The 24,147-nt window shown below is 66.3% G+C and carries 20 protein-coding genes and 4 pseudogenes; 12 read left to right on the top strand and 12 right to left on the bottom strand.

The genetic code is table 11. From position 1 onward, the window contains the following. Positions 1-20: 20 nt before the first annotated feature. The 4 genes from N0A20_RS18185 to N0A20_RS18170 form a co-directional block, all read right to left on the bottom strand. Positions 21-434 carry a hypothetical protein gene (locus N0A20_RS18185; RefSeq protein ID WP_260581707.1) on the bottom strand — a complete coding sequence of 138 codons (414 nt, stop codon included), beginning with the start codon at positions 432-434 and terminating at the stop codon, positions 21-23. A 404-nt stretch (positions 435-838) separates the two neighbouring features. Then, positions 839-1,642: an SDR family oxidoreductase gene (locus tag N0A20_RS18180; RefSeq protein WP_260581706.1), complete on the bottom strand. Its 804-nt coding sequence runs from the start codon at positions 1,640-1,642 to the stop codon at positions 839-841. A 153-nt stretch (positions 1,643-1,795) separates the two neighbouring features. Further along, the gene (locus tag N0A20_RS18175; RefSeq protein ID WP_260581705.1) at positions 1,796-2,914 is read right to left on the bottom strand and encodes an acyl-CoA dehydrogenase family protein; all 1,119 of its coding nucleotides are present in this window, start codon (positions 2,912-2,914) and stop codon (positions 1,796-1,798) included. Positions 2,915-3,072: 158 nt separating this feature from the next. Beyond that, a complete protein-coding gene (locus N0A20_RS18170) occupies positions 3,073-4,254 on the bottom strand; it encodes an acyl-CoA dehydrogenase family protein (RefSeq protein ID WP_260581704.1) in 1,182 nt (393 codons plus the stop codon). Between the two features lie 172 nt (positions 4,255-4,426). Between N0A20_RS18170 and N0A20_RS18165 the strand changes: the two genes are divergently transcribed. From N0A20_RS18165 to N0A20_RS18110, 12 genes and pseudogenes are all read left to right on the top strand, one after another. Continuing rightward, the gene (locus N0A20_RS18165; protein ID WP_260581703.1) at positions 4,427-5,299 is read left to right on the top strand and encodes an SDR family NAD(P)-dependent oxidoreductase; all 873 of its coding nucleotides are present in this window, start codon (positions 4,427-4,429) and stop codon (positions 5,297-5,299) included. Then, positions 5,296-5,748, top strand: coding sequence for an MFS transporter (locus N0A20_RS18160; protein ID WP_260581702.1), 453 nt, complete (start codon positions 5,296-5,298; stop codon positions 5,746-5,748). Before N0A20_RS18165 ends, N0A20_RS18160 begins: the two co-directional genes overlap by 4 nt. Continuing rightward, a complete protein-coding gene (locus N0A20_RS18155; protein WP_260581701.1) occupies positions 5,678-6,757 on the top strand; it encodes an MFS transporter in 1,080 nt (359 codons plus the stop codon). The genes N0A20_RS18160 and N0A20_RS18155 overlap by 71 nt, the downstream gene beginning before the upstream one ends. Positions 6,758-6,868: 111 nt before the next feature. Next, the gene (locus tag N0A20_RS18150) at positions 6,869-8,158 is read left to right on the top strand and encodes an acyl-CoA dehydrogenase family protein (protein ID WP_260581700.1); all 1,290 of its coding nucleotides are present in this window, start codon (positions 6,869-6,871) and stop codon (positions 8,156-8,158) included. Positions 8,159-8,264: 106 nt separating this feature from the next. Continuing rightward, on the top strand, positions 8,265-9,356 hold the full coding sequence (locus tag N0A20_RS18145; protein WP_260581699.1) for a Zn-dependent alcohol dehydrogenase: 1,092 nt from the start codon (positions 8,265-8,267) through the stop codon (positions 9,354-9,356). Between the two features lie 118 nt (positions 9,357-9,474). Next, positions 9,475-10,539, top strand: a pseudogene (locus N0A20_RS18140) (phosphotransferase family protein); the annotation flags it as partial. Between the two features lie 6 nt (positions 10,540-10,545). After that, on the top strand, positions 10,546-11,319 hold the full coding sequence (locus N0A20_RS18135) for an SDR family NAD(P)-dependent oxidoreductase (RefSeq protein ID WP_260583950.1): 774 nt from the start codon (positions 10,546-10,548) through the stop codon (positions 11,317-11,319). A gap of 4 nt (positions 11,320-11,323) precedes the next feature. Next, positions 11,324-12,127, top strand: coding sequence for an SDR family NAD(P)-dependent oxidoreductase (locus N0A20_RS18130; protein WP_260581698.1), 804 nt, complete (start codon positions 11,324-11,326; stop codon positions 12,125-12,127). Between the two features lie 11 nt (positions 12,128-12,138). Continuing rightward, a complete protein-coding gene (locus tag N0A20_RS18125; RefSeq protein ID WP_260581697.1) occupies positions 12,139-13,086 on the top strand; it encodes an aldo/keto reductase family protein in 948 nt (315 codons plus the stop codon). Then, a pseudogene (locus N0A20_RS18120) lies at positions 13,083-14,298 on the top strand (serine hydrolase domain-containing protein). The gene N0A20_RS18125 and the pseudogene N0A20_RS18120 overlap by 4 nt, the downstream one beginning before the upstream one ends. 120 nt (positions 14,299-14,418) lie before the next feature. After that, positions 14,419-16,452, top strand: a complete 2,034-nt coding sequence (locus N0A20_RS18115; protein ID WP_260581696.1) for a 3-hydroxyacyl-CoA dehydrogenase NAD-binding domain-containing protein — start codon at positions 14,419-14,421, stop codon at positions 16,450-16,452. 293 nt (positions 16,453-16,745) lie between these two features. After that, complete coding sequence (locus tag N0A20_RS18110; RefSeq protein ID WP_260581695.1) at positions 16,746-16,976, top strand: hypothetical protein; 231 nt, start codon at positions 16,746-16,748, stop codon at positions 16,974-16,976. 110 nt (positions 16,977-17,086) lie between these two features. Here N0A20_RS18110 and mmsB read toward each other — a convergent pair whose 3' ends face one another. The 8 genes and pseudogenes from mmsB to N0A20_RS18070 all read right to left on the bottom strand — a co-directional run bounded on the left by mmsB (position 17,087) and on the right by N0A20_RS18070 (position 24,080). Continuing rightward, positions 17,087-17,962 carry a 3-hydroxyisobutyrate dehydrogenase gene (gene mmsB / locus N0A20_RS18105; RefSeq protein ID WP_260581694.1) on the bottom strand — a complete coding sequence of 292 codons (876 nt, stop codon included), beginning with the start codon at positions 17,960-17,962 and terminating at the stop codon, positions 17,087-17,089. Positions 17,963-18,078: 116 nt separating this feature from the next. Beyond that, entirely contained in the window at positions 18,079-18,861 is a 783-nt protein-coding gene (locus N0A20_RS18100) for an enoyl-CoA hydratase-related protein (RefSeq protein WP_260581693.1), read from the bottom strand. A 78-nt stretch (positions 18,862-18,939) separates the two neighbouring features. Further along, positions 18,940-19,991 (bottom strand): annotated as a pseudogene (locus N0A20_RS18095) (enoyl-CoA hydratase/isomerase family protein). Positions 19,992-20,171: 180 nt separating this feature from the next. Next, positions 20,172-21,318, bottom strand: a pseudogene (locus N0A20_RS18090) (acyl-CoA dehydrogenase family protein). 16 nt (positions 21,319-21,334) lie between these two features. After that, complete coding sequence (locus N0A20_RS18085; RefSeq protein WP_260581692.1) at positions 21,335-21,751, bottom strand: RidA family protein; 417 nt, start codon at positions 21,749-21,751, stop codon at positions 21,335-21,337. Continuing rightward, entirely contained in the window at positions 21,744-22,034 is a 291-nt protein-coding gene (locus tag N0A20_RS18080; protein WP_260581691.1) for an I78 family peptidase inhibitor, read from the bottom strand. The genes N0A20_RS18085 and N0A20_RS18080 overlap by 8 nt, the downstream gene beginning before the upstream one ends. A gap of 34 nt (positions 22,035-22,068) precedes the next feature. Next, positions 22,069-22,533 (bottom strand): hypothetical protein, encoded by a 465-nt coding sequence (locus N0A20_RS18075; RefSeq protein ID WP_260581690.1) that lies wholly within the window; start codon positions 22,531-22,533, stop codon positions 22,069-22,071. Positions 22,534-22,586: 53 nt separating this feature from the next. After that, entirely contained in the window at positions 22,587-24,080 is a 1,494-nt protein-coding gene (locus tag N0A20_RS18070; protein ID WP_260581689.1) for a CoA-acylating methylmalonate-semialdehyde dehydrogenase, read from the bottom strand. Between the last annotated feature and the right edge of the window lie 67 nt (positions 24,081-24,147).

Raw genomic sequence — 24,147 nt, 5'->3', positions numbered from 1 at the left:
CTTTCGCCGGGGAGCAGTTCTCAACTCTTGACGATCAGCACCTCGCCCTTGCTGTTGGCGCCGTCGGGCCCGAAGCGGATGGTGAAATCGTCGCCATCCTTGTCCTTGCCCGCCAGCGTGTCGCCGGTGCGGGTGATCTCGATGCTCTTTTTGGCGAATTCGGCCGCCATCCAGTCGGCCACCTTCTTGGGCGCCGCCGGCGAGGTGAAGCCGAGCTTGACCGTCGCCTTGTCGGCGCCGTTCCTGTCGGTCGCGTCGACGTCGACCTTGGTGACCTGGCTGCCGGGGTAAAGTTCGACCCCGTCGATGTCGAAATCGCCGGTGACGTCGAGGTCGACGAAATCGGGGACGTTGATGTCGATGCTCGGCGCCGTCGCCGCCGATCTTGACCTTGCCGCCGCCGTCCTTGCTGGTGGTGATCCGGACCCCGCCATGTTCGTCGCCGGCGTTGATCGAGATTTCGGTCTGGTCCTTTTTCTCCTCCTGCCCGCAGGCGGCGAGGAGCAGGACCGGAGGAATCAGGAAAGCGAAACGCATGGGGCTTCTCCTTGGTGCATTAGTTGCGTAATACACCTTGGCGCGCGGCGAGTCAATTTCCCTTCCTCGTCATGCCGGACCTGATCCGGCATCCCGCTTTTCGACGTCCATAGCGGAACCCCGGATCAGGTCGGCGTATATACCCTCAGAACAAGGAGAGAGCCTGTTCCCCGGCGAAAGCCGGGGTCCACGAGGAATGGCGCTGCCCCATCTGGACCCCGGCTTTCGCCGGGGAACACCTACTTGTCGGAAAGGAATAATCGCCGATCAAGTCCGGGGTGACGACAAAAGAAGCGCCGGGTTACGCGTCGATGCTGGTCTTCAGGTCGCCGTGCACCAGCCCGCCATCGACCGCGATCGTCTCGCCGACGACATAGTCGCCCGCCTTCGATGCGAGGAAGATCGCGGCGCCCGCCATATCCTCGGGCACGCCGATGCGCTTCACCGGAATGCTCTTCGCGACCGCGTCGCCATGGTCGCGCGCGGCCTTGTTCATGTCCGACTGGAAGGCGCCCGGCGCGATCGCGGTGACGATGATGTTGTCGGTCACCAGCCGCGCCGCGAGGCGCTTCGTGAGGTAGAGGATCGCCGCCTTCGACGCATGATAGCTGTAGGTTTCCCAGGGATTGAGGCGCATCCCGTCGATCGAGCCGATGTTGATCACCTTCGCCGGACGCTCGGGCGTCCCCGCAGCCTTGAGCAGGCCGTGCAGCGCCTGGGTCAGGAAGAAGGGCGATTTGACGTTGATGTCCATCACCTTGTCCCAGCCCGCCTCGGGGAAGCCCTCGAACGGCTCGCCCCAGGCGGCGCCGGCATTGTTGACGAGAATGTCGAGCCGTTCCTCGCGCGCTTCGAGTTCCTTGGCGAGCGCGCGGCAGCCCTCGACGGTCGCGAGATCGACGGGCAGGCCGACGACCTTGCCCGGATAGCGCGTTTCGAAATCGGCGACCGCTTCCTCGACCTGCGCACTCTTGCGCGCCGAGATATAGACGCGCGCCGCGCCTGCGGCGAGAAAGCCCTCGACGATCATCTTGCCGATCCCGCGCGAGCCGCCGGTGACGAGCGCGATGCGGCCGTCGAGGCCGAACATGTTTTGGAGGTTCATGAGTCTGCTCCTTTAAAGCCCCTCCCCTTCAGGGGAGGGGTTGGGGTGGGGGCTCGCGGCGTAGTGCAAGGCTTCTGGCCCCCACCCGCTGCGACTAAGCCAGCAAGCTGGCAAGTCTCGCTGCCCTCCCCTGAAGGGGAGGGCGTAACCAGATCAATATCCGTTCATCCGCGCGACCTGGTCGATGTGGTAATGCACGTCGCCCATATATTCGGCGAGCGCGCGGTCGCGTTTCATGTAGAGGCCGATGTCATATTCGTCGGTCATGCCGATGCCGCCGTGCATCTGCACGCCTTCGCGCACCGCGAGGTTGGCGGCGCGGCCGGCCTTCGCCTTGGCGACCGAGACCATCAGCTTCGCGCCCTCGCTGCCCTCGTCGAGCAATTGCTGCGCCTTCATCACCGTGGCGCGCGCGACTTCCATCTCGCCGTAGAGATGTGCGGCGCGGTGCTGGAGCCCCTGGAACTCGCCGATCAGCTTGCCGAACTGCTTGCGTTCCTTGAGGTAGGTGACGGTCATGTCCATCGCGCCCTGCCCGACGCCGACCATTTCGGCGGCGGCCCCGGTGCGGGTGGCCGCGAGCAAAGCGTCGAGGATGTCGCCGCCGGCGTCGACCTCGCCGATCACCGCGTCGGCATCGACCTCGACGCCGTCGAGCGTGACATGACTCGCGAGGCTGGAATCAACGAGGCGTCGCGGGTCGGCGGTCAGCCCCTTCGCGTCCTTGGGCACCGCGAACAGGGTGATGCCGCCGTCGGTCTTCGCCGCGACGATGCTCATGTCGGCGACATGGCCGTGGAGCACGAAGCTTTTCTTGCCGTCGAGACGGAAGCCGTTGCCGGCGCGCGTCGCGCTGGTCGCGATACGGTCGGGGCGGTGCTTGGCGCCCTCGTCGATCGCGAGCGCGATGATCGCCTCGCCGCCCGCAATCGCGGGGAGCCAGCGCTCGGCCTGCGTGCCGCCCGCCTTCGCCAGCGCGGCGACCGCGCCGACGCCGGTCGACAGGAAAGGCGACGGGGTCAGGTTGCGGCCGATTTCCTCGAGCACGATGCCCGCCTCGATATGCCCCATGCCGAGCCCGCCGTGCGCCTCGGGAACGAGCATGCCGGGCAGGCCCATTTTGGTGAACTGGGCCCAGAGCTCGCGCGAGAAGCCGGTGGCGTCGGCGCTGTCGCGAAGCTGGCGGAGATGCGACACCGGCGCCTGTTCGGCGACGAAGGGCGCGACGCTGTCTTTGAGCATCGTCTGGTCGTCATTGTGGTAAAGCGGCATATTGTCTCTCCGAAAGCCCCTCCCCTTCAGGGGAGGGGTTGGGGTGGGGGCTGTCGAGGTTGCGCAAGGCCGATGGCCCCCACCCCGCTCGACTAAGGCCCGGCTGTCGCCGGACCAAGTCTCACTGCCCCTCCCCTGAAGGGGAGGGGCGATTGATGTCACGCCCCCGGCAAATCCAGGATCCGCTTGGCGATGACGTTGAGCATGACTTCGCTCGTCCCGCCTTCGATCGAATTGGCCTTGGTGCGCAGCCAGGTGCGTGCGCGGGCGCCGCCCTTGCTCTCTTCGCTGTCCCATTCGAGCGCTTCGCTGCCGCCGCCCGCCATGACAAGCTCGTGGCGGCGCTTGTTGAGTTCGGTGCCGACATATTTCATCATGTTCGAGCTGGCCGGATGCGCGCGGCCGGTCTTCCACATGTCCATGAAGCGCTCGCCCATCGCGCGGTACGCGAAGACGTCGACGTCGAAGGCCGCCATTTCGGCGCGCAGGATGGGGTCGTCGAGTTCGCCCGCGGCGTTCTTGCCGAATGTCTTGGCGAAGGCGCCGCCGATGCTGACCATGTCGCCGCCCGCGCCGCCCCCCGAGATCATCTCGCGCTCGTGGCCGAGCAGATATTTGGCGACGTCCCAGCCGCGGTTGACCTGTCCCACGAACTGCGTCTTGGGCACCTCGACATCGTCGAAGAAGGTTTCGCAGAAGGGCGAGTTGCCCGAGATGAGGAGGATCGGCTTGGTGGTGACGCCCTTGCTCTCCATGTCGAAGAGCATGAAGGTGATGCCCTGATATTTGTTCGCCTTGTCGGTGCGGACGAGGCAGAAGATCCAGTCGGCCTTGTCGGCATAGCTGGTCCAGATCTTCGACCCGTTGACGACCCAGTGGTCGCCCCTGTCCTCGCCGAAGGTCTGCAAGCTGACGAGGTCGCTGCCCGAGCCGGGCTCCGAATAGCCCTGGCACCAGCGGATTTCGCCGCGGGCGATCTGGTTCAGATAATGGACCTTCTGTTCTTCGGTCCCGAACTGCAGCAGCGCGGGGCCGAGCATCCAGATGCCGAAGCTGTCGAGCGGCGAGCGCGCGTTGATGCGCTTCATTTCCTGCCTGAGGATCTTGGTCTCTTCGGGGCTCAGCCCCGCCCCGCCATAGGGCTTCGGCCAGTCGGGCACGGTATAGCCCTTCGCCACGCAGGCTTCGAGCCACGCCTTCTGCGCGCCGTTCTTGAACACCCATTTGCGCCCGCCCCAGCAGACGTCGCCCTCGTCGCGGACGGGTTCGCGCATTTCGGGGGGGCAATTGGCTTCCAGCCAGGCGCGCACGTCGGCGCGGAAAGCGTCAAGATCGCTCATCGTCGGGGCTCCTCTTCCGGCGCGCAAACTAGGGGGATTCGGCTGCTTTACGCAAGCGTCAACTTGGCCGCGCCGACCTGCCGCTACGGCGCCGTAGCGTCCATTTGCTCGCCGTTGACGCGCCTAGCTGCGCGCCTAAGCTGGGTCGCAAAATAAAACGGGAGCAGAGAATATGCGATTCGCAGGCAAGGTCGCCGTGGTCACCGGCGCGGCATCGGGCATCGGCAAGGCGGCGGTGCTGAAGCTCGCCGCCGAGGGCGCGCATGTCTTTGCCGCCGACATCGACGAGGCGGGCGGCCGCGCGCTCGCCGAACAGTCGAACGGCACGATCGACTTCGTCCGCTGCGACGTGACCGTGCCCGCCGACATCGAGGCGCTGATGAACACCGCCGCGGCAAAGGCGGGCGGGATCGACATCGTCTTCAACAACGCCGCCGCGGGCGGCGACCGCGCCCCGATCGACGAGATCACGCCCGAGGGCTGGGACCGGTCGATGGACCTGATCCTGAAATCGGTCGCGATGGGAATCCGCTACGCCGCGCCGCATATGAAGGGCCGTCCCTCGACCCGCTCGGGAGGCGCGAGCATCGTCAACACCGCGAGCGTCGCGGCGCTGGGCGCGGGCTATTCGCCGACCGCCTATGCCGTCGCCAAGGCCGGGGTGCTGCACCTGACCAAGGTCGCGGCGACCGACCTCGCCCGATATGGCATCCGCGTGAACGCGATCTGCCCGGGCTTCATCAACACCAATATCTTCACCGCGTCGCTCGAGGTGCCCGCTGCCATGAAGGCGCAGGCGAATGCGGTGATCGCGCAGATGAGCGCCGCGGCGCAGCCGGTGGCGCGCGGCGGCCAGCCCGAGGATATCGCCAACGCCGTCGCCTACCTCGCCAGCGAGGAATCGTCGTTCATGACCGGCACGCACATGCTGGTCGACGGCGGACTGACGATCGGCGAGCGCCACGCCTGGGACCCCGAAGCGCCGGGGATGTTCGACGCGCTGGTCGCGATGGAGGAGGCGGCGAAGGCGGGAGCACCGGCGTGACCGCCGCCATGGCGAGCGCCCTTCCGCCCTCCGAAAAGCTGCCGCTGCGGATCAGGCTGGGCAACGGCTTCGGGTCGATCGCCTATGGCGTGAAGGACAACGGCTTCGCCACGCTGCTGATGCTGCTCTATAACCAGGTGCTGGGGCTCGACGCGCGGATCGTCGGCCTGGTCCTGCTGCTGGCGCTGTTCATGGACGCGATCATCGACCCGATGGTCGGTTACTGGAGCGACAAGACACACAGCCGCTGGGGCAAGAGGCATCCGTGGATGTACGGCTCGATCCTGCCGATGGCCTTTGCCTGGATCATGCTCTGGCACCCGCTCGGCGCTCGGCCAGCAATGGCTCTATGGCTATCTGCTGCTGTTCGCCTTTCTGATGCGCGCCGCGGTGTCCTGCTACGAAATCCCCGCGCTGTCGGTCGTGCCGGCACTGTCGAGCGATTATGACGAGCGAACCTCGCTGACGCGCTGGCGCTTCGTCTTCGGCTGGGCGGGCGGGCTGGTCATGCTGACGCTGGCCTTCGGTTTCTTCCTCGTCCCCAGCGCAGAATATCCCGTCGGCCAGCTCAACCTCGACGGCTATCAGCTCTATGGCTGGACCGGCGCGGTGCTGATGATCCTCGCGACCAGCGTGTCGGCGTGGACCACGCACCGGCGCCTCGCCCACCCCGATGCCGCGCCGCCGACGCACCTGCCGCTCGGTCCGACCCTGCGCAAGATCCGGGCGATCCTGTCGAACAGGGCCTTTCTGGTCCTGCTCGGCAGTTCGGTCTTTGCCTATGTCAACCAGGGGCTGACCTTTTCGATCACCGCCTATCTGCTCACCTATTACTGGCAGATGCCGCAGGCGGGGTTCATCGCCTATTCGGCGACCTTGTTCGTCGGGGTCGTCGGCGCCTTCCTGGTCGTCGGGCTGCTGCAGAAACGGATGGAAAAGCGCACCGGCGCGGTGGCGGCGGGGATATTCGCGCTGGGCTTCGCCATCGCCCCCTATCTGCTGCGCTTCGCCGGCCTCTTCCCCGCCAACGGCGATCCGGCCCTAATCCCGGTGCTGTTCACGCTGGTCACCATCTCCAACGCCTTTTCGGTGGCGGCGATGATGCTCGCGCAGTCGATGGCGTCCGATATCGTCGAAGCGTCGCAGGAAGAGACGGGCGAGCGGTCCGAGGGCATTTTCTTCTCGGCCTATTTCTTCGTCCAGAAATGCGCGACCGGCATCGGCCTGTTCCTGACCGGCCAGATCATCGGTGCGGCCAATTTCCCCGCCCAGGCGCAGCCCGGACAGATCGCCCAGTCGATCCTCGACAATCTGGCGACCTATTTCCTGGGCGTACTCGTCCTGTTCGCGGTCGCGAGCATCTGGTTCATTTCGCGCTTTCCGATTTCGCGCGCCGACCATGAAGCGCGGGTGGCGGCACTGGCGGCGGCGGCGGAAGCGGCGCGACCGCATCCGTAACGGAAAAATACGGCGCGCGACGGAAAGGCGTAATTTTCGGGCCGCAGGGCTTGGCAAGCGGGGCCGAATCGGTCCATGGGCTTACGTAAACGTAAAGGGAAGGATGCGAAGATGGATTTCGACCTCACCGACCGGCAGGTCTATTGGCGCGACCGCGTGCGCGACTTCATCGACCGCAAGGTCCGCCCGGCCGTCCCCACCTATGACGAGCAGGACAAGGCGGGCGACCGCTGGAAGGTCATCCAGGTCGTCGAGGATCTGAAGGCCGAGGCGAAGGAAGCCGGCATCTGGAACCTGTTCATGCCGCCGCGCAGCGGCGCGCACCATCATGTCGACGAGACGTTCGAATTCGAGGGGCCGGGCCTCACAAACCTCGAATATGCCTTGTGCGCCGAGGAAATGGGCCGCGTCGGCTTTGCCAGCGAAGTGTTCAACTGCTCGGCGCCCGACACCGGCAACATGGAGGTGTTGCACCGCTACGGCACGCGCGCGCAGAAGGAGACATATCTCGGCCCGCTGATGAACGGCGAGATCCGCTCGGCCTTCCTGATGACCGAACCCGCGGTCGCCTCGTCCGACGCGACCAATATCGAGACGCGGATCGAGCGCGATGGCGACGACTATGTCATAAACGGCACCAAATGGTGGTCGTCTGGCGCGGGCGACCCGCGCTGCAAGGTCGCGATCGTGATGGGCAAGACCGATTTCGGCGCCAAGCGCCACGCGCAGCAGTCGATGCTCGCGGTGCCGATGGATGCGCCGGGCATCCACATCAAGCGCCACCTGCCCGTCTTCGGTTATGACGATGCGCCGCACGGCCATATGGAAATCGAGTTGAAGGATGTGCGCGTCAATGCCGAGGAGGCGATGCTGCTCGGCGAGGGGCGCGGCTTCGAGATCGCGCAGGGCCGTCTGGGGCCGGGCCGCATCCATCACTGCATGCGCACGATCGGCGTCGCCGAGGAAGCGATCGGCAAGATGGCGAAGCGGCTGCAGTCGCGCGTCGCATTCGGCCGCAAGGTCGCCGAATACAGCATCTGGGAGCATCGCCTGGCGCGCGCGCGGATCGACATCGAAATGACGCGCCTGCTGTGCCTGAAGGCCGCCGACATGATGGACAAGGTCGGCAACAAGGCGGCGGCGGCCGAAATCGCGATGATCAAGGTACAGGCGCCGGGCATGGCGCTGAAGATCATCGACGATGCGATCCAGGCGCACGGCGGCGGCGGGGTGTCGGAAGACTTCGGCCTTGCCAGGGCCTATGCGCACCAACGGACGCTGCGGCTTGCCGACGGGCCCGACGAGGTGCACGAACGCGCGGTCGCGCGCATCGAATTCGCCAAGCATAGCGAAGCGAGCGATCCCGGCTTTTCGTCGGGCGACATCGGGGTTTCGCGCTAAGACATAACCCGTTCGTGCCGAGCTTGTCGAAGCACCGTCCTTCCTTGTCCCGAAGAAAGAACGGCCCTTCGACAGGCTCAGGGCGAACGGCCTGAAAGGACAGTCCATGACCAAAGCCGCCATCCTGATCGAAGCCGGCCAGCCGCTGTCGATCGAGACCGTCCAGATCGCCGATTGCGGCCCGCACGAGGTGCGCATCCGCACCGCCGCCTGCGGTCTGTGCCATTCGGACCTGCATTTCATCGAGGGCACCTATCCGCACCCGCTGCCCGCGATCCCCGGCCATGAGGCGGCGGGGATCGTCGAGGCGGTCGGCAGCGAGGTGCGCACGGTGAAGGTCGGCGACGCGGTCGTCACCTGCCTGTCGGCCTTTTGCGGGCATTGCGAATTTTGCGTCTCGGGCCGCATGTCGCTGTGCATGGGCGGCGACACGCGGCGCCCGGCGGGGCAGCCGCCGCGCATCACGCGGCCCGACGGGTCGCCGGTGGGCCAGATGCTCAACCTCAGCGCCTTTGCTGAGACGATGCTGGTCCACGAACATGCGTGCGTCGCGATCGACCCCGACATGCCGCTCGACCGCGCGGCGGTGATCGGCTGCGCGGTGACGACGGGCGCGGGGACGATCTTCAACGCGTGCAAGGTGACGCCGGGCGAGACGGTCGCGGTCGTCGGTTGCGGCGGCGTCGGGCTCGCGACGATCAACGCCGCGAAGATCGCGGGCGCCGGACGGATCATTGCCGCCGACCCGGTTCCCGAAAAGCGCGAGCTCGCCAGGAAGCTGGGCGCGACCGACGTCGTCGACGCGCTCGCCGACGATGCCGCGAAGCAGATTCTCGAAATCTCGAAGGGCGGCGTCGACCATGCGATCGAGGCGGTCGGGCGCCCCGCCTCGGCGAGCCTCGCGGTCGCGTCGCTGCGCCGCGGCGGCACCGCGACGATCCTGGGCATGATGCCGCTCAGCGAAAAGGTCGGGCTCGGCGCGATGGATTTGCTCAGCGGCAAGAAATTGCAGGGCGCGATCATGGGCGGCAACCGCTTCCCCGTCGATATCCCGCGCCTCGTCGATTTCTACCTGCGCGGGCTGCTCGATCTCGACTCCATCGTGGCCGAGACGATCCCGCTCGAAAAGGTCAACGAAGGATTCGAAGCGATGAAGAAGGGCGACGCCGCACGGTCGGTGATCGTGTTCGACCAGTGATCGTCATCCCAACCCCGTTCGCCCTGAGCTTGTCGAAGGGCCGTTCTTTCTTTCCAGGGTCGAAAGAAGGAAGGACGGGGCTTCGACAAGCTCAGCCCGAACGGGAAAAGAGGTTCGTATGACCGCTGCTATGGACGCGCAGAAGCTGTTTTCGGGCACGGTCGCGCCCGAAGGCGCCGATCGGCTCGACGAGGCGAAGCTCACCGCGTGGATGGAGGCCAATGTCGAGGGCTTTCAGGGTCCGCTGACGCAGAGCAAGTTCGCCGGCGGCCAGTCGAACCCGACCTACAAGATCAGCGCGCCGTCGGGCAATTATGTGCTGCGGCGCAAGCCCTTCGGCCCGCTGCTCCCCTCGGCGCATGCGGTCGATCGCGAGTATAAGGTGCAGGCGGGGCTCCATAAGACCGGCTTTCCCGTCGCGCGCCAATATGGCCTGTGCACCGACGACAATGTCCTCGGCAGCTGGTTCTATGTCATGGCCATGGTCGACGGGCAGACGATCTGGGACGGGTCGATGCCGGGCTCGACCCCCGGGAACCGCCGCGCGACCTATTTCGCGATGATCGACACGCTGGCGGCGCTGCACAATGTCGATGTCGAGGCGGCGGGCCTCAGCGACTATGGCAAGCCCGGCAATTATTTCGGCCGCCAGGTCGACCGCTGGACCAAGCAGTACCGCCTGTCCGAAACCGAGACGATGGACGAGATGGAGCGGCTGATCGCCTGGCTGCCCGCGACCTTGCCCGAGCAGACGCTCACCAGCGTCGTCCATGGCGATTACCGCATCGACAATATGATCTTCGCGAAGGACCGCGCGCAAGTGCTCGCGGTGCTCGACTGGGAGCTGTCGACGCTCGGCGATCCGCTCGCCGATTTCACCTATGTCGCGATGGCGTGGGTGACCGAGAATGGCGGGCGATCGGGAGTCATGGACCTCGACCGCGCCAGCCTCGGCATTCCCGAACTCGACGAGGTGGTCGAACGCTATTGCGCGGCGACGGGCCGCGACGGCGTGCCCGACATGAACTGGTATTTCGCGTATAATTTCTTCCGCCTCGCGGGGATCATGCAGGGGATCAAGAAGCGCGTCATCGACGGCACCGCATCGTCGAGCCATGCCAAGGAAATGTCCGAGCGCGTGCGGCCGCTGGCACAAAAGGCGTGGGATTTCGCGCAGAAGGCCGAGCGCATGAACCTGTTCGACATGACCGGCGAGGTCGCGCTGATCACCGGATCGTCGCGCGGCATCGGCAAGGCGATCGCCGAAGCGATGGCCTGGCATGGCGCCAAGGTCGTGATTTCGAGCCGCAAGCAGGATGCGTGCGACGCGGTCGCCGCCGAGCTCAATGCGAAATATGGCGCGGGTACCGCGGTCGCCATCGCCGCGAACATTTCGTCGAAGGAAAATCTGCAGAATCTGGTCGACGAAACGGCCGCCGCTTTCGGCCCGGTGACCGCGCTCGTCTGCAACGCCGCGTCGAACCCCTATTACGGGCCGTCGGCGGGGATCAGCGACGACCAGTTCCGCAAGATCATGGAAAACAACATCCTGTCGAACCATTGGCTGGCTCATATGTGTGCGTCCGCGATGCTGGTGGCGGGCAAGGGGTCGATCACGATCATCAGCTCGATCGGCGGCCTGAAAGGATCGTCGATCCTTGGCGCCTATGCGATTTCCAAGGCCGCCGACATGCAGATGGCGCGCAACCTGGCCGACGAATTCGGACCGCAGGGCGTGCGCGTGAACTGCATCGCGCCGGGTCTGATCAAGACCGATTTCGCGCGGGCTTTGTGGGAAAATCCGGAAAATCTGGAGGTTTCGACGCGGCGATCGTCGCTGCGCCGGATCGGCGAGCCCGAGGAGATTGCGGGAGCCGCGGTGTTCCTCGCCAGCCGCGCCGGCGGCTTCACCACCGGCCAGACGATCGTCATCGATGGCGGCAACACTTCGAGCGGAGGATAGGATCATGGGCGCATTGGACGGCAAGATCGCGATCATCACGGGCGCGGGCAGCGGCATCGGCCGCGCGAGCGCGCTGCGCTTCGCCGCCGAGGGCGCGAAGCTGGTGCTCGGCGACAAGACCGCGGCGGTGCACGATACCGCGCAGGCGGTGAAGGATGCGGGCGGCGAAGCGGTGGCGCTGGAGATCGACGCGGGCGTCGAGGGCGACGTCGCAAAGCTCGTGGCGACCGCGAAGGACAGTTACGGCGGCCTCGACGTCGCCTTCGCCAACGCCGGGATCATCGGCGACATGGGCGGCATTTTCGACTTCGACCCCGCCGCCTGGGCGGAGACGCTGCGCGTCAACCTGATCGGCCCGGCGCTGATGGTGAAGCACGCCGGCAAGGCGATGGTCGATCAGGGGCGCGGCGGCGCGATCGTCCTTACGGCAAGCGTCGCGGGGATCAATTCGGGCGCGGGTCCGGGCGCCTATTCGGCGTCGAAGGCGGGCGTCATCAACCTCGCCAAGGTCGCGGCGCAGCAGCTGTCGACGAGCGGCGTGCGCGTCAACGCGGTGTGCCCGGGCCTCACCGAAACGGGCATGACCAAGCCGACCTTCGATTATGCCAAGGCCAAGGAGGTGACGCACAAGCTGGGCCAGCTCAATCCCCTCCGTCGCGCCGCGCAGCCCGAGGAACTCGCGAATGTCGCGCTGTTTCTCGCCAGCGACCAGGCCAGCTATGTCAACGGACAGGCGATCGCGGTCGATGGCGGGCTCACCAGTTCGCATCCGGTGACGCGCCAGCTCTTGGGGCAGACCTCGCACTGAGGAGACACGACATGCAGTATCGGCAGCTTGGCGACAGCGGGATCGAGGTTTCGGAAATCTGCCTCGGCAGCTGGCTCACTTACGGGGTCGGGGTCGACGACAGCGCGGGGCGCGAATGCCTGGACGCCGCGTTCGACGCCGGGATCAATTTCATCGACACCGCGAACGTCTATGGCCGCGGCGCCGCCGAGAGCTTTCTGGGCGAGGCACTGAAGAGCCGCGCGCGCGATAGCTATATCCTCGCGACCAAGGTCTTCTTTCCGATGTCGGACAGCGACAGGGGGCTGAGCGCCGCGCAGATCGCCAAGCAGATCGACGCCAGCCTGACGCGGCTCCAGACCGACTATGTCGACCTGTATCAATGCCATCGTTACGATCCCGAAACGCCGCTCGAGGAAACGATGGCGGCGCTGAGCGAGGTGGTGCGCAGCGGCAAGGCGCGCGCGATCGGCTTTTCCGAATGGGCGCCCGAGAATATCGAGGCGGCGCTGGCACTCTGCCCGCCGAACGTCAAATTCGTATCGAGCCAGCCGCAGTACAGCCTGCTCTATCGCCGGGCCGAAGCGAAGGTGATCCCGATCAGCATCGCGAACGGCATCGGCCAGATCGTCTGGTCGCCGCTCGCCATGGGGGTGCTGAGCGGCAAATATCTGCCTGGCACACCGCTGCCCGAGGGCAGCCGCGCGTCGGGCGAGGACGCGCATTTCATGGGGCGCTATCTCGCCGAACCGGTGCTCGAGGCGGTGCAGAAGCTGCGGCCGCTCGCCGAACAGGCGGGGTGCAGCATGGCGCAGCTCGCGGTCGCCTGGCTGCTCGCCCAGCCCGGCATGACGAGCGTCATCATCGGCGCGAGCCGCGCGAGCCAGGTGCGGGACAATGCCGCCGCGAGCGGGCTCGCCATCGATCCGGCGCTGCTGAACGAAGCCGCCGCCATCCTCGAAGGAGTGCGTATTTCGTGAGTGGTTCGAAGAATTCGGGTTTCGACGCCGCGCGGCTGGGCCGCATCCCCGCCTTCCTCAAGGCCAAATATGTCGATGCCGGCCGCCTGCCGCATGCCGCGACTCTGGTGTCGCGCGGCGGCGAGATCGCGCATCTGTCGCTCGTCGGCGAGGGGCGGCCCGGCGAGGCGCTGAAGGAGGATGCGATCTTCCGCATCGCCAGCATGACCAAGCCGGTCACCAGCATCGCCTTCATGATGCTCGTCGAGGAGGGCAAGGTCGCGCTGTCCGATCCGCTGGTGAAGTTCTGCCCCGAGTTCCGTGATACCGGCGTCTTCGTCGCGGGCGGCGGCAACGTGCCCTTCCTGACGCGGCCATGCGGCGCAGCCGATCCGCATGGTCGACCTGCTGCGCCACACATCGGGCCTGACCTATGGCTTTCAGGAGCGCACGCCGGTCGACGCCGCCTATCGCAAGGCGCGGATCGACGATTTCGACGCCGATTACACGATGGACAGCTTCATCGCGGGGCTGGCGAAGATCCCGCTGCAGTTCGACCCCGGCGCGCACTGGAATTATTCGATGGCGACCGACGTGCTCGGCGCGGTCATCGAGCGCATCGAGGGCAAGCCCTTTGCACAGGTTCTGCAGGAGCGCATCTTCGCTCCCCTCGGCATGGTCGACACCGGATTCAAGGTTCCGGCCGACCAGCAGCATCGCCTCACCGACTGTTATATGTTCGACCCGCAAGCGAAGATGAAACCGTTCGACAGCGGCGCCAAAAGCCGCTGGGCCAAGGACCGCAGCTTCCATTCGGGCGGCGGCGGGCTCGTCTCGACGCTGGCCGACTATCATCGTTTCTGCCTGATGCTGCTCGGCGGCGGGATGCTGGGCGGCGTGCGGATCATCAGCCGCAAGACGCTCGCGCTGATGACCGCGAACCATCTCGTCGGCGGCGGCGACCTCGTCCAGCATAGCGTCGGCATCTTTTCGGAAGCCGAGAATGCCGGGGTCGGTTTCGGGCTCGGCTTCGCGGTGACCGAGCATCCGGCGCAGACGCTGACCCCCGGGTCGGCGGGCGATTTCTACTGGGGCGGCATGTTCTCGACCGGCTTCTTCGTCGATCCGGTCGAGGAGATCGCGATGGTCTTCATGACCCAGCTCATGCCCTCCTCCACCTATCCCGTGCGGCGCGAGGTCAAGACCTTGATCCACGCCGCGCTCGACGATTGAAAATGCGAACCCCTCTTCCCGTTCGTGTCGAGCGAAGTCGAGACACCCAGAAGGCATGCGCCAACGATGGGCATCTCGACTTCGCTCGATGCGAACGGGGGAAGATTTAAGGAGCCTATCATGTCCGAAGAAACCCCGAACAGCGTCACGCTGGAAAAAGACGGCAATGTCGCCGTCGTCATCGTCAACAATCCGCCGGTCAACGCGCTGAGCTGGCACGTCCGCGAAGGGCTCGCCAATCACTTCGCGGCCGCGCTCGCCGATGACAGCGTCGAGGCGATCGTGCTGCGCTGCGACGGGAGCACCTTCATCGCGGGCGCCGACATCAGCGAATTCGGCAAGCCGCCGCGCGGCCCCGATTTCAACGCGGTTCTGAACAGCATCGAAGCCGCGACCAAGCCGGTCATTGCCGCGATCCACGGCACCGCGCTCGGCGGCGGGCTGGAGACAGCGCTCGTCTGCCACTATCGCGTCGCCGTCCCCTCGGCGAAGCTCGGCGTGCCCGAGGTGAAGCTGGGCCTGCTGCCCGGCGCCGGCGGCACCCAGCGCCTGCCGCGCGTCGTCGGGGTCGAGGCCGCCGCGACGATGACCTCGCTCGGCGAGCCGGTCCCCGCGCCCAAGGCGAAGGAAATGGGGCTGGTCGATGCGCTCGCGGGCGAGGACAGCCTGGCCGCCGACGCGATCGCCTTTGCGCGCGAGAAGATCGCCGATGGCCCGCGCCCGACGCGCGAGCGCGCGGTGTTCGGCGACGTCGGCGTGATCGAGCAATTGAAGGCCGCCAACGCCAAGCGCTGGCGCGGTTTCGAGGCGCCCTATGCCAACCTCGCCTGCGTCGAGGCGGCGACGCGGCTGCCCTTCGAGGAAGGGCTCGCCTTCGAGCGCCAGGAATTCACCAAGCTGATGTTCGGCAGCCAGTCGGCGGCGCAGCGCCACATCTTCTTCGCCGAGCGCCAGGCCGCGAAGATCGACGGCCTGCCCAAGGATACCGCGCTGCGCGACGTCAAGAAGGTCGGCGTGATCGGTGCCGGCACCATGGGCGGCGGCATTTCGATGAACTTCCTGCAGAAGGGCATTCCCGTCACCATCGTCGAGACCGCGCAGGAGGCGCTCGACCGCGGTGTGGGCGTGATCCGCAAGAATTATGACGCCAGCGCCGCCAAGGGCCGCTTCAAGCCCGAACAGGTCGAGGCGATGATGGGCCTGCTGACGCCGACGCTGAACATCGAGGATCTGGCCGACTGCGACCTGATCATCGAGGCGGTCTATGAGAATATGGACGTGAAGAAGGACATCTTCGCGAAGCTCGACAGCATCGCCAAGCCCGGCGCGATCCTGGCGTCGAACACCTCCTATCTCGACATCGACGAGATCGCGAGCGCGACCAGCCGCCCCGGCGACGTGCTGGGCATGCACTTCTTCTCGCCCGCCAATGTCATGAAATTGCTCGAGGTCGTGCGCGGCGACAAGACCGCGCCCGATGCTCTCGCCACGGCGATGGCGATCGGCAAGAAGATCGGCAAGGTCGCCGTGGTCGCGGGGGTTTGCGACGGCTTCATCGGCAACCGGATGCTCAAGCCGCGCCAGGTCGAGGCGATGAATCTCCTCATGGAAGGCGCGACGCCGCAGCAGATCGACAAGGTCCATGTCGAATTCGGCATGCCGATGGGGCCGTTCCAGATGAGCGACCTCGCCGGGGTCGACATCGGCTGGCACCGCGACCCGACGCGCATCGAAAGCATCCGCGACGCGCTCGCCGCGGCGGGCCGCTGGGGCCAGAAGACCGGCAAGGGCTTCTACGACTATGACGAGAAGCGCAATCCGTCGCCCAGCGCCGAAACCGCCGCGATCATCGAGGATTTCCGCCAGCAGTCGAACAAGGCGAAGCGCGAGATCAGCGATCAGGAAATCATCGAGCGCACGCTGTATCCGATGGTCAACGAGGGCGCGCTGATCCTTGCCGAGGGCAAGGCGCAGCGCGCGTCGGACATCGATGTCGTGTGGATCTATGGCTATGGCTGGCCGGTCTATCGCGGCGGCCCGATGTTCTGGGCGGGGCTGGAAGGCACCGACAAGATCGTCGCGGCGCTGGAGAAGCACGGCTTCGCGGTCGCGCCGCTGCTGAAGGAAAAGGCCGAGGCCAAGAGCGGGTTCTGAGCCGCTCCACGAAATGCCCGTGTCCCCGCCCTTCGACGCCGCCGCCTGCGGCGGCGCTCAGGATAAACTGCCCCTTTGGGGCAGGCGGGGATCCATCTCCGGCCGGTTCAAACTGGCACCGGCAGAAGATGGGCTCCCGCCTTCGCGGGAGCGCGGCGGTTTATGAAACGCCGGGCCGTCTGTTCCACTGCGGAACAGGCGGCCTTTCTTTTGCCCCAAGCGCGCCGCAGGCATGAGCGAAGACTTGCGATTCAGGGTTAAAGCACTGGCAAGAGCTGCCGTCAGGGCAGAACATGAACGCCATGTCCGCCCTTGCCGCCCTGATGCTCGCCGGCAGCGCGCCCGTCGCCGCACCAGCGCCGCAGGCGACCGCGGAGGGCATCGCGCGCGCGCGCATCATCGCGCCGGTCGAGCTGCGGCGTGTGGATGGGCGGCTGGAAGTCCGCGCGGGCGACCGCAAGGCGCCAACGCAGGTGCACCGGACCGAACGCAAGGACGGCGGCGAGACGGCGGATTTTTACTAGGCAATCAAAACCCGTTCGCCCCGAGCTTGTCGAAGGGCTGTCCTTTCTTTCGGGCGCCGGAAAGAAAGAACGGTGCTTCGACAAGCTCAGCACGAACGAAGATAGGTGGGTCAGCCCTGCAGCGTCTGGATGATCGCCGAAAAGTCGCGGCCGTCCTTGTCCGCCGCGACGAACGCCTCATACAGTTCGCGCGCCTTCGATCCCATCGGGACGTCGGCGCCGACGCTCGCCGCCGCCTCCATCGCGAGGCGCAGGTCCTTGAGCATCAGCGCAGCGGCGAAGCCGCCCGCATAGCCGTTGTCGGCGGGGGTCACCGGGCCGACGCCGGGGAGCGGCGCATAGCTGGTCAGCGACCAGCATTGCCCCGACGAGACGCTCGCGATGTCGAAGAAGGTCTGCGGATCGAGCCCGAGCTTCTGCGCGAGCGCGAGCGTTTCGCAGGTCGCGATCATCGAGGCGCCGAGCAGCATGTTGTTGCAGATCTTCGCCCCCTGCCCCGCGCCCGCGCCGCCGGCATGAATGACCGCCTTGCCCATCGCGGCGAGGATCGGCTCGGCGCGGACGAAGGCGTCGCCGGTGCCGCCGACCATGAAGGTCAGCGTCCCGGCGTTCGCCGCCGCGATGCCGCCCGACACCGGCGCATCGACCGCGGCGAGGCCCCTGGCGGTCGCGGCTTCGATGTTCGCGCGCGCGGTCGCGACGTCGATCGTCGAGCAGTCGAGCAGCAGCGTATCCGGCGCGGCGTTCGGGAAGACGTCGCCTGTATAGACGCCCGCGACATGCTTGCCCGCCGGAAGCATCGTCACCACCGCCTCGGCGCCGGTCACCGCTTCGGCGGCCGATGCGGCGCGGCGGCAGCCGGCTTCGACGGCGCGCGCGAGGGCTTCTTCGCTGAGGTCGAAGGCGCGCATCTCATGCCCCGCCTTCGCGAGATTCGCGGCCATTCCGCCGCCCATATTCCCGAGTCCGATGAATGCGATTTTCATTTTCTCCCCTCCCGCTTGCGGGAGGGGCCGGGGAGGGCCTGTCCCGAATGTTGCACTGATCGGGAGGAAACAGGCCCTCCCCTGACCCCTCCCGCAAGCGGGAGGGGGATTTGGGCTCACCGCCCCTTCCACACGCCTTCGCGCTTCTCGATGAAGGCGGCCATGCCTTCGGCCTTGTCCTCGGTCGCGGCGAGGATCTGGAACAGGCGGCGTTCGTAGATCAGCCCCTGGTCGAGGGTGGTTTCGAAGGCGGCGTTGACCATGTCCTTGTTCACCATCGCCGCCATCGGCGGCATCGAGGCGATCAGAGCCGCGGTCTTCACCGCTTCCTCGACGAGGCTTTCATGCGGAACGACGCGCGCGACGAGGCCCGAACGTTCGGCCTCGGCGGCGTCCATCATCCGGCCGGTGAGGCACATTTCCATCGCCTTCGCCTTGCCGACCGCGCGCGTCAGCCGCTGCGACCCGCCCATGCCCGGCGCGACGCCGAGCTTGATTTCGGGCTGGCCGAATTTCGCCTTGTCCGACGCGATGATGAAGTCGGCCATCATCGCGAGCTCGCAGCCGCCGCCGAGCGCGAAGCCGTTCACCGCGGCGATCCACGGCTTGCGCACCTTCTTCACGAAGTCGCTCGTCCATTTCGAGAAGAAATCCTGAAGGTAGAAATCGGCGGCGGGCTTGTCGGCCATTTCCTTGATGTCGGCGCCCGCGGCGAAGGCCTTGTCGCCCGACCCGGTGAGGACGGCGCAACGCTGGCTGGCGTCGGCTTCGAAGGCGGCGAAGGACGCGATCAGATCGTCGAGCACCGACGAGTTGAGCGCGTTCAATGCCTGCGGGCGGTTGAGCGTGACGAGCGTGACGGCGCCCTGCTGTTCGACGAGGATGGTTTCGTATGTCATCTTGTTCTCCGTCGCCCCCGCGAAGGCGGGGCCGTTGGCGTCAAATTCGAGCGGCCCCCGCCTGCGCGGGGGCGACGATCAGGTGAGCGGTTTCCATTCTTCTTCGGCCGGCAGCGGCGCGAAGATCGAGGCGATCAGGTCGTCGCCTACCCCCTCCGCCGTCGCCGGATTCCATTGCGGCGCATTGTCCTTTTCGACGATCACCGCGCGCACGCCCTCGGCGAAGTCGGGGCGCGTCAGCACGCGGCTGCCGATGCGATATTCCATCGCCATGTTCGCGGCGAAATCTGGGAGGCCCAAGCTATCGGCGAGCTGGCGCAGCGCGACCTTGCACGTCTGCGGCGATTTGGTGCGCAGCGCGGCGAGCTCCTTCGCCGCCCATTCGCCCGGATCGGCTTCGAGCGCCGCGAAGATATCCTCGAGCCGGTCGGAGGCGAAGAGCCGGTTGATGTCGGCGATATGCGCCAGAATCTTCGCCTCGGGCGGGGTCGCCGACAGCTCGCCGAGGATGCCGCCGATGCGATCCGGATGCTCGGCGATGCGCGCCTTGGCCTCGGCGAGCCTGCCCGACGGCAGATAATGGGTGGCAAGGCCGAGCGCGAGGCATTCGGCGCCGTCGAGCCGCGCGCCGGTGAGTGCGAGATATTGCCCGACGCGCCCTTCGAGCCGCGAGAGATACCAGCCGCCGCCGACGTCGGGGAACAGGCCGATGCCCGTTTCGGGCATGGCGAGACGGCTATTTTCGGTCGCGATGCGATATTTGGTAGGCAGCGAAATGCCCACCCCGCCGCCCATGGTGATGCCGTCCATGAAGGCGACCACCGGCTTCGCATAGGTGAAGAGCAGATGGTTGAGCCGATATTCGTCGTGGAAGAAGCGGCGGCCCGACACCCCCTCATCGGTCAGCGCCGAATTGCGGAGGAAAGCGATGTCGCCCATGCGGCGCAGAAGCCGCGGCCCTCGCTATGGTCGATCAGCACCGCCTGCACCGCGTCGTCATCGCGCCACGCGAGGAGCGCGTCGGCCATGGCGTGAACCATGTCGAGGTTGAGCGCGTGGATCGCCTTGGGGCGGTTGAGCGACAGGCGGCCGATTGAGCCTGTGGTCGTAACGAGGACGTCTTCGGTCATAAACCCTCTCAAACCTTCTCCCACCGGGAGAAGGATATGGAGCCTTACCGGCTTGCCGGTTAGGCGGAGTTGGATGAGGGGTTTCGCCCTGTCGAGAGCGAGCCACCCCTCACCCAGCTACGACTAGTCGGCAAGCCGACAAGTCTTCGCAACCCTCTCCCGACGGGAGAGGGGAACATCTTACTGCCGCAACAAATCCCTTCCGACGATCATCCGCATCACCTGGTTGGTGCCTTCGAGGATCGAATGGACGCGCAGATCGCGCCAGAAACGCTCGATCGGATAGTCGCGCAAATAGCCGTAGCCGCCGAACAGCTGAAGCGCGTCGTTGACGATCCTGCTGCCATTGTCGGTCGCGAGCCGTTTCGCCATCGCCGAGAAGCGCGACTTGTCGGGCGCGTTCGCGGTGACCTTCGCCGCCGCGAGATAGAGCAAGGCGCGCGACGCTTCGAGGTCGGTCGCCATGTCGGCGAGCGTGAACTGCGTGTTCTGGAAATCGGCGATCGGCTGCCCGAACTGCTGGCGGTCCTTGGTATAGGCGATCGCCTCGTCGAGGCAGCGCTGCGCGCCGCCGAGCGAGCAGGCGCCGATGTTGAGCTGGCCGCCGTCGAGCCCCGCCATCGCGAAGCGGAAGCCGTCGCCCTCGGCCCCGACCAGATTTTCTATCGGAACGCGGCAATCCTCGAAGATCACTTGCGCGGTGGGCGAGGCGTTCCATCCGAGCTTTTTCTCCGGCGCGCCGAAGCTCAAACCCGCCGTACCCTTTTCGATGATGAGGCAGCTGATGCCTTTCGACTTTTCCTCGCTCGTGCGCACCATGCAGACATAGATGTCGTTATAGCCGGCGCCCGAGATGAACTGCTTGGTGCCGTTCAGCACATAATGGTCGCCATCCTTCCTCGCCGTGGTCTTGAGCGCCGCGGCGTCCGATCCCGAGCCCGGCTCGGTCAGGCAATAGCTCGCGATCTTCTCCATGCTCACGAGCTGGGGCAGGAAGCGCGCCTTGATCTCGGCGCCGCCGAAACGGTCGATCATCCAGGTCGCCATATTGTGGATCGAGACATAGGCGCTGGTCGCGGGGCAGCCATAGGCCATCGCCTCCATGATCAGCGCCGCCTCGAGCTCGGCCGAGCCCGATGCCGCCCGATTCCTCGGCGACGTAAATGGCGCCGAAGCCGAGCTCGCCCGCCGCCTTCCACACATCGACGGGATAATGATGCGTCTCGTCCCATTCGGCCGCGAAGGGCGTGATGCGGTCGGCGGTGAACTTGCGCGCCATGTCCTGGATGGCGAGCTGGTCGTCGGTAAGCTGGAACTGGTCGGTCATATTTCTTCTCTGCGGTTCACTGCGCGGCCCCAAGAACCGCTTCGGCCTCGATTTCGACTTTCCACTCGGGACGGATCAGCGCGGGGATGACGAGCATCGTCGCGGCGGGACGGATGTCGCCGAACATCGCGCCATGCGCGCGCCCGACAAGGTCGGCGTCGGCGGGGTCGGTGATATACATGCGCGTGCGCACGACATCGGCGGGCGAACCGCCGAGCGCTTCGAGCGATTCCCTGATGATAGCCAGGCAGCGCGTGGCCTGTTTCCCGGCGTCACCGACCGTCGACGATCCGTCGGGCTCGATCGGGGCGCAGCCCGCGACGTCGATGCGATTGCCGACGCGCACCGCGCGGCTGTAGCCGTAGACGGGTTCGAAGGGGGATGCCGACGCATGGTTGCGGCGCCCTTTCACCGCCGCACCGGCATCAGCCACAGCTGACCCGTTCGATCTTGTAGGCGTCGTCGTACATGACATTCACCCGGTCCTGCCGGTAATCCATCGTCATCGCCGAGCGCGGCGGCCCCCAGCGCAGCGTGCGGGCGCCGGTCGCCTTCAGGATCGCGGCGCCGACATCGGGCGTCACGGTCTGGCCGACGAAGCCCTGCGCGGCATCGGCGCTGCACGTCGTTTCGGCGGGCGGCGGCGGGAGCGATTCGACGGGCTCCTTGTCGCCCGAACAGGCGGCAAGCGGCAGCGCGGCGGCGATTGCGATCATGCGAATGTCCATCTTTCGTCTCCCTTTCATCGCGTCAACTGCAGCGCGTATAGCGCATCGCGCCGGGCGCGGCACCCTCGCCCTGGTCGCGGCGGACGAGCGCCTTGCCGCCATCCTCTACGGTCAGCACCATCGACTGGTCCCATTCCATGCCCTCGCCACTGAATTTATAGTCGGCGACAATGCGGGCCGCGTCGCGTTCGCGCACCCGCGCCAGTTCCCCGTGCGATTCGTGGAAGCGCAGATCAGCGGCGTCGATCACCAGCGCGGTGAGGTCGGTGCCCGGCTTTTTGGCGCAGTCGGCGGCATCGAGCGCCCAGCGGCCCCGGATCGCGGCGGGGATCGTCTTGTCGTCGTTGTCAGCCCCGACCGCAGCAGGGGGCGCGGCTTTGGGCGGCGGCGCCACGCTGGCCTTTTCCTCGGGCGCGGGCGCCTTGTCCTCAGCATTGCCGCACCCGGCGAGCAGCAGCAGCGCCGCGGGCATCGTCCATCGCATCATGGTCTTTCTCCTTTGCGAGGAGAAATGTTCGACCCCATGCACGGGTTGCCCGATCAGCCCATCGTCGGGATGACGAAGGCGTTGCCGCCGTCAGGCGATCCGTCGGGCCAGCGCGCGGTGACGGTCTTGACCTTGGTCCAGAATTTCACGCCTTCCATGCCGTGCTGGTTGGTGTCGCCGAACGCCGACCGCTTCCAGCCGCCGAAGCTGTGATAGGCGACCGGCACCGGGATCGGCACGTTGATGCCGACCATGCCGACATTGACCCGCGCCGCGAATTCGCGCGCGGCATGGCCGTTGCGCGTGAAGATCGCGACGCCGTTGCCGTACTGGTGCTTCGACGGCAGCGACAGCGCGGTCTCGAAATCGGGGGCGCGGACGATCTGCAGGACGGGTCCGAAAATCTCTTCCCTGTAGCTTTCCATGTCGGTGGTGACATGGTCGAACAGGGTCGGGCCGATGAAGAAGCCTTTCTCATGCCCCTGAAGCGTGAAGCCGCGGCCGTCGATCACCAGTTCGGCACCCTCGTCGGCGCATTTCGCGATCCAGCCCTCGACCTTTTCCTTGTGCGCCTGCGTCACCACCGGGCCGTAATGCGCCTCGGCATCGGTCGACACGCCGACGCGCAGCGCCGCGATCGCGGGGATCAGCTTTTCGCGCAGGCGGTTCGCGGTATCGTCACCCACCGGCACCACCACGGGCAGCGCCATGCAGCGTTCGCCCGCCGAGCCGAAGGCGGCGCCGGCGAGGTCGTTCACCACCTGGTCGAGATCGGCGTCGGGCATGACGATGCCGTGATTCTTCGCGCCGCCCATCGCCTGCACGCGCTTTCCGTTGGCGACGCCGCGGTTGTAGACATAATGCGCGATGTCCGACGAGCCGACGAAGCTGACCGCGCCGATGTCGGGATGGTCGAGGATCGCGTCGACCATTTCCTTGTCACCGTGAACGACCTGGCAGATGCCCGCGGGCAAGCCGGCTTCGAGGAAGAGTTCGGCGAGGCGCACCGGCACGCTGGGGTCGCGCTCGCTCGGCTTGATGAGGAAGGCGTTGCCGGTGGCGATCGCTACCCCCGACATCCACAGCGGAATCATCGCGGGAAAGTTGAACGGCGTGATGCCGGCGCCGATGCCGATCGGCTGACGCATCGAATAGACGTCGATGCCCGGCCCCGCGCCTTGCGTATATTCGCCCTTCAGCACATGCGGGATGCCGCAGCAGAATTCGATGACCTCCAGCCCGCGCTGGATGTCACCCTTCGAATCGGCGATCACCTTGCCATGCTCGGATGAGAGCAGATGCGCGAGTTCGTCCATATTCGCCTCGACGAGGCGCTTGAATTCGAACATCACGCGCGCGCGGCGCTGCGGGTTGGTCGCGGCCCAGGCGGGCTGCGCCGCCTTCGCCGCCGCGACCGCCTTTTCGAGGAGCACGGCGTCGCCGAGTGCGACCTCGGCCTGCACGCCGCCGTTGTTGGGGTCGAACACCGGGCCGGTGCGGCCGCCACCGCCGGCGCCGCCGACGATAAGATGGTCGATCTGTCGCATGAAAGGACTCCTTTCCCTATTCCCGCTTCCCCGAGCGAAGACGAGGGGCCATGCCGAGCGCAGTCGA

It is taken from the genome of Sphingopyxis sp. PET50, from assembly GCF_025244705.1.
In the GTDB taxonomy this organism is placed as follows: domain Bacteria; phylum Pseudomonadota; class Alphaproteobacteria; order Sphingomonadales; family Sphingomonadaceae; genus Sphingopyxis.
Note: the sequence above shows the minus strand (reverse complement) of the source record. Positions and strands in the feature narration are given on the sequence as shown.

Excerpts from the sequence above, each read along its gene's own strand:
- N0A20_RS18185 (WP_260581707.1), bottom strand. The coding sequence starts at position 434 with ATGGCGGGGTCCGGATCACCACCAGCAAGGACGGCGGCGGCAAGGTCA.
- N0A20_RS18180 (WP_260581706.1), bottom strand. The coding sequence starts at position 1,642 with ATGAACCTCCAAAACATGTTCGGCCTCGACGGCCGCATCGCGCTCGTC.
- N0A20_RS18175 (WP_260581705.1), bottom strand. The coding sequence starts at position 2,914 with ATGCCGCTTTACCACAATGACGACCAGACGATGCTCAAAGACAGCGTC.
- N0A20_RS18170 (WP_260581704.1), bottom strand. The coding sequence starts at position 4,254 with ATGAGCGATCTTGACGCTTTCCGCGCCGACGTGCGCGCCTGGCTGGAA.
- N0A20_RS18165 (WP_260581703.1), top strand. The coding sequence starts at position 4,427 with ATGCGATTCGCAGGCAAGGTCGCCGTGGTCACCGGCGCGGCATCGGGC.
- N0A20_RS18155 (WP_260581701.1), top strand. The coding sequence starts at position 5,678 with ATGCGCGCCGCGGTGTCCTGCTACGAAATCCCCGCGCTGTCGGTCGTG.
- N0A20_RS18150 (WP_260581700.1), top strand. The coding sequence starts at position 6,869 with ATGGATTTCGACCTCACCGACCGGCAGGTCTATTGGCGCGACCGCGTG.
- N0A20_RS18145 (WP_260581699.1), top strand. The coding sequence starts at position 8,265 with ATGACCAAAGCCGCCATCCTGATCGAAGCCGGCCAGCCGCTGTCGATC.
- N0A20_RS18135 (WP_260583950.1), top strand. The coding sequence starts at position 10,546 with ATGAACCTGTTCGACATGACCGGCGAGGTCGCGCTGATCACCGGATCG.
- N0A20_RS18130 (WP_260581698.1), top strand. The coding sequence starts at position 11,324 with ATGGGCGCATTGGACGGCAAGATCGCGATCATCACGGGCGCGGGCAGC.
- N0A20_RS18125 (WP_260581697.1), top strand. The coding sequence starts at position 12,139 with ATGCAGTATCGGCAGCTTGGCGACAGCGGGATCGAGGTTTCGGAAATC.
- N0A20_RS18115 (WP_260581696.1), top strand. The coding sequence starts at position 14,419 with ATGTCCGAAGAAACCCCGAACAGCGTCACGCTGGAAAAAGACGGCAAT.
- N0A20_RS18110 (WP_260581695.1), top strand. The coding sequence starts at position 16,746 with ATGAACGCCATGTCCGCCCTTGCCGCCCTGATGCTCGCCGGCAGCGCG.
- mmsB (WP_260581694.1), bottom strand. The coding sequence starts at position 17,962 with ATGAAAATCGCATTCATCGGACTCGGGAATATGGGCGGCGGAATGGCC.
- N0A20_RS18100 (WP_260581693.1), bottom strand. The coding sequence starts at position 18,861 with ATGACATACGAAACCATCCTCGTCGAACAGCAGGGCGCCGTCACGCTC.
- N0A20_RS18080 (WP_260581691.1), bottom strand. The coding sequence starts at position 22,034 with ATGATCGCAATCGCCGCCGCGCTGCCGCTTGCCGCCTGTTCGGGCGAC.
- N0A20_RS18075 (WP_260581690.1), bottom strand. The coding sequence starts at position 22,533 with ATGATGCGATGGACGATGCCCGCGGCGCTGCTGCTGCTCGCCGGGTGC.
- N0A20_RS18070 (WP_260581689.1), bottom strand. The coding sequence starts at position 24,080 with ATGCGACAGATCGACCATCTTATCGTCGGCGGCGCCGGCGGTGGCGGC.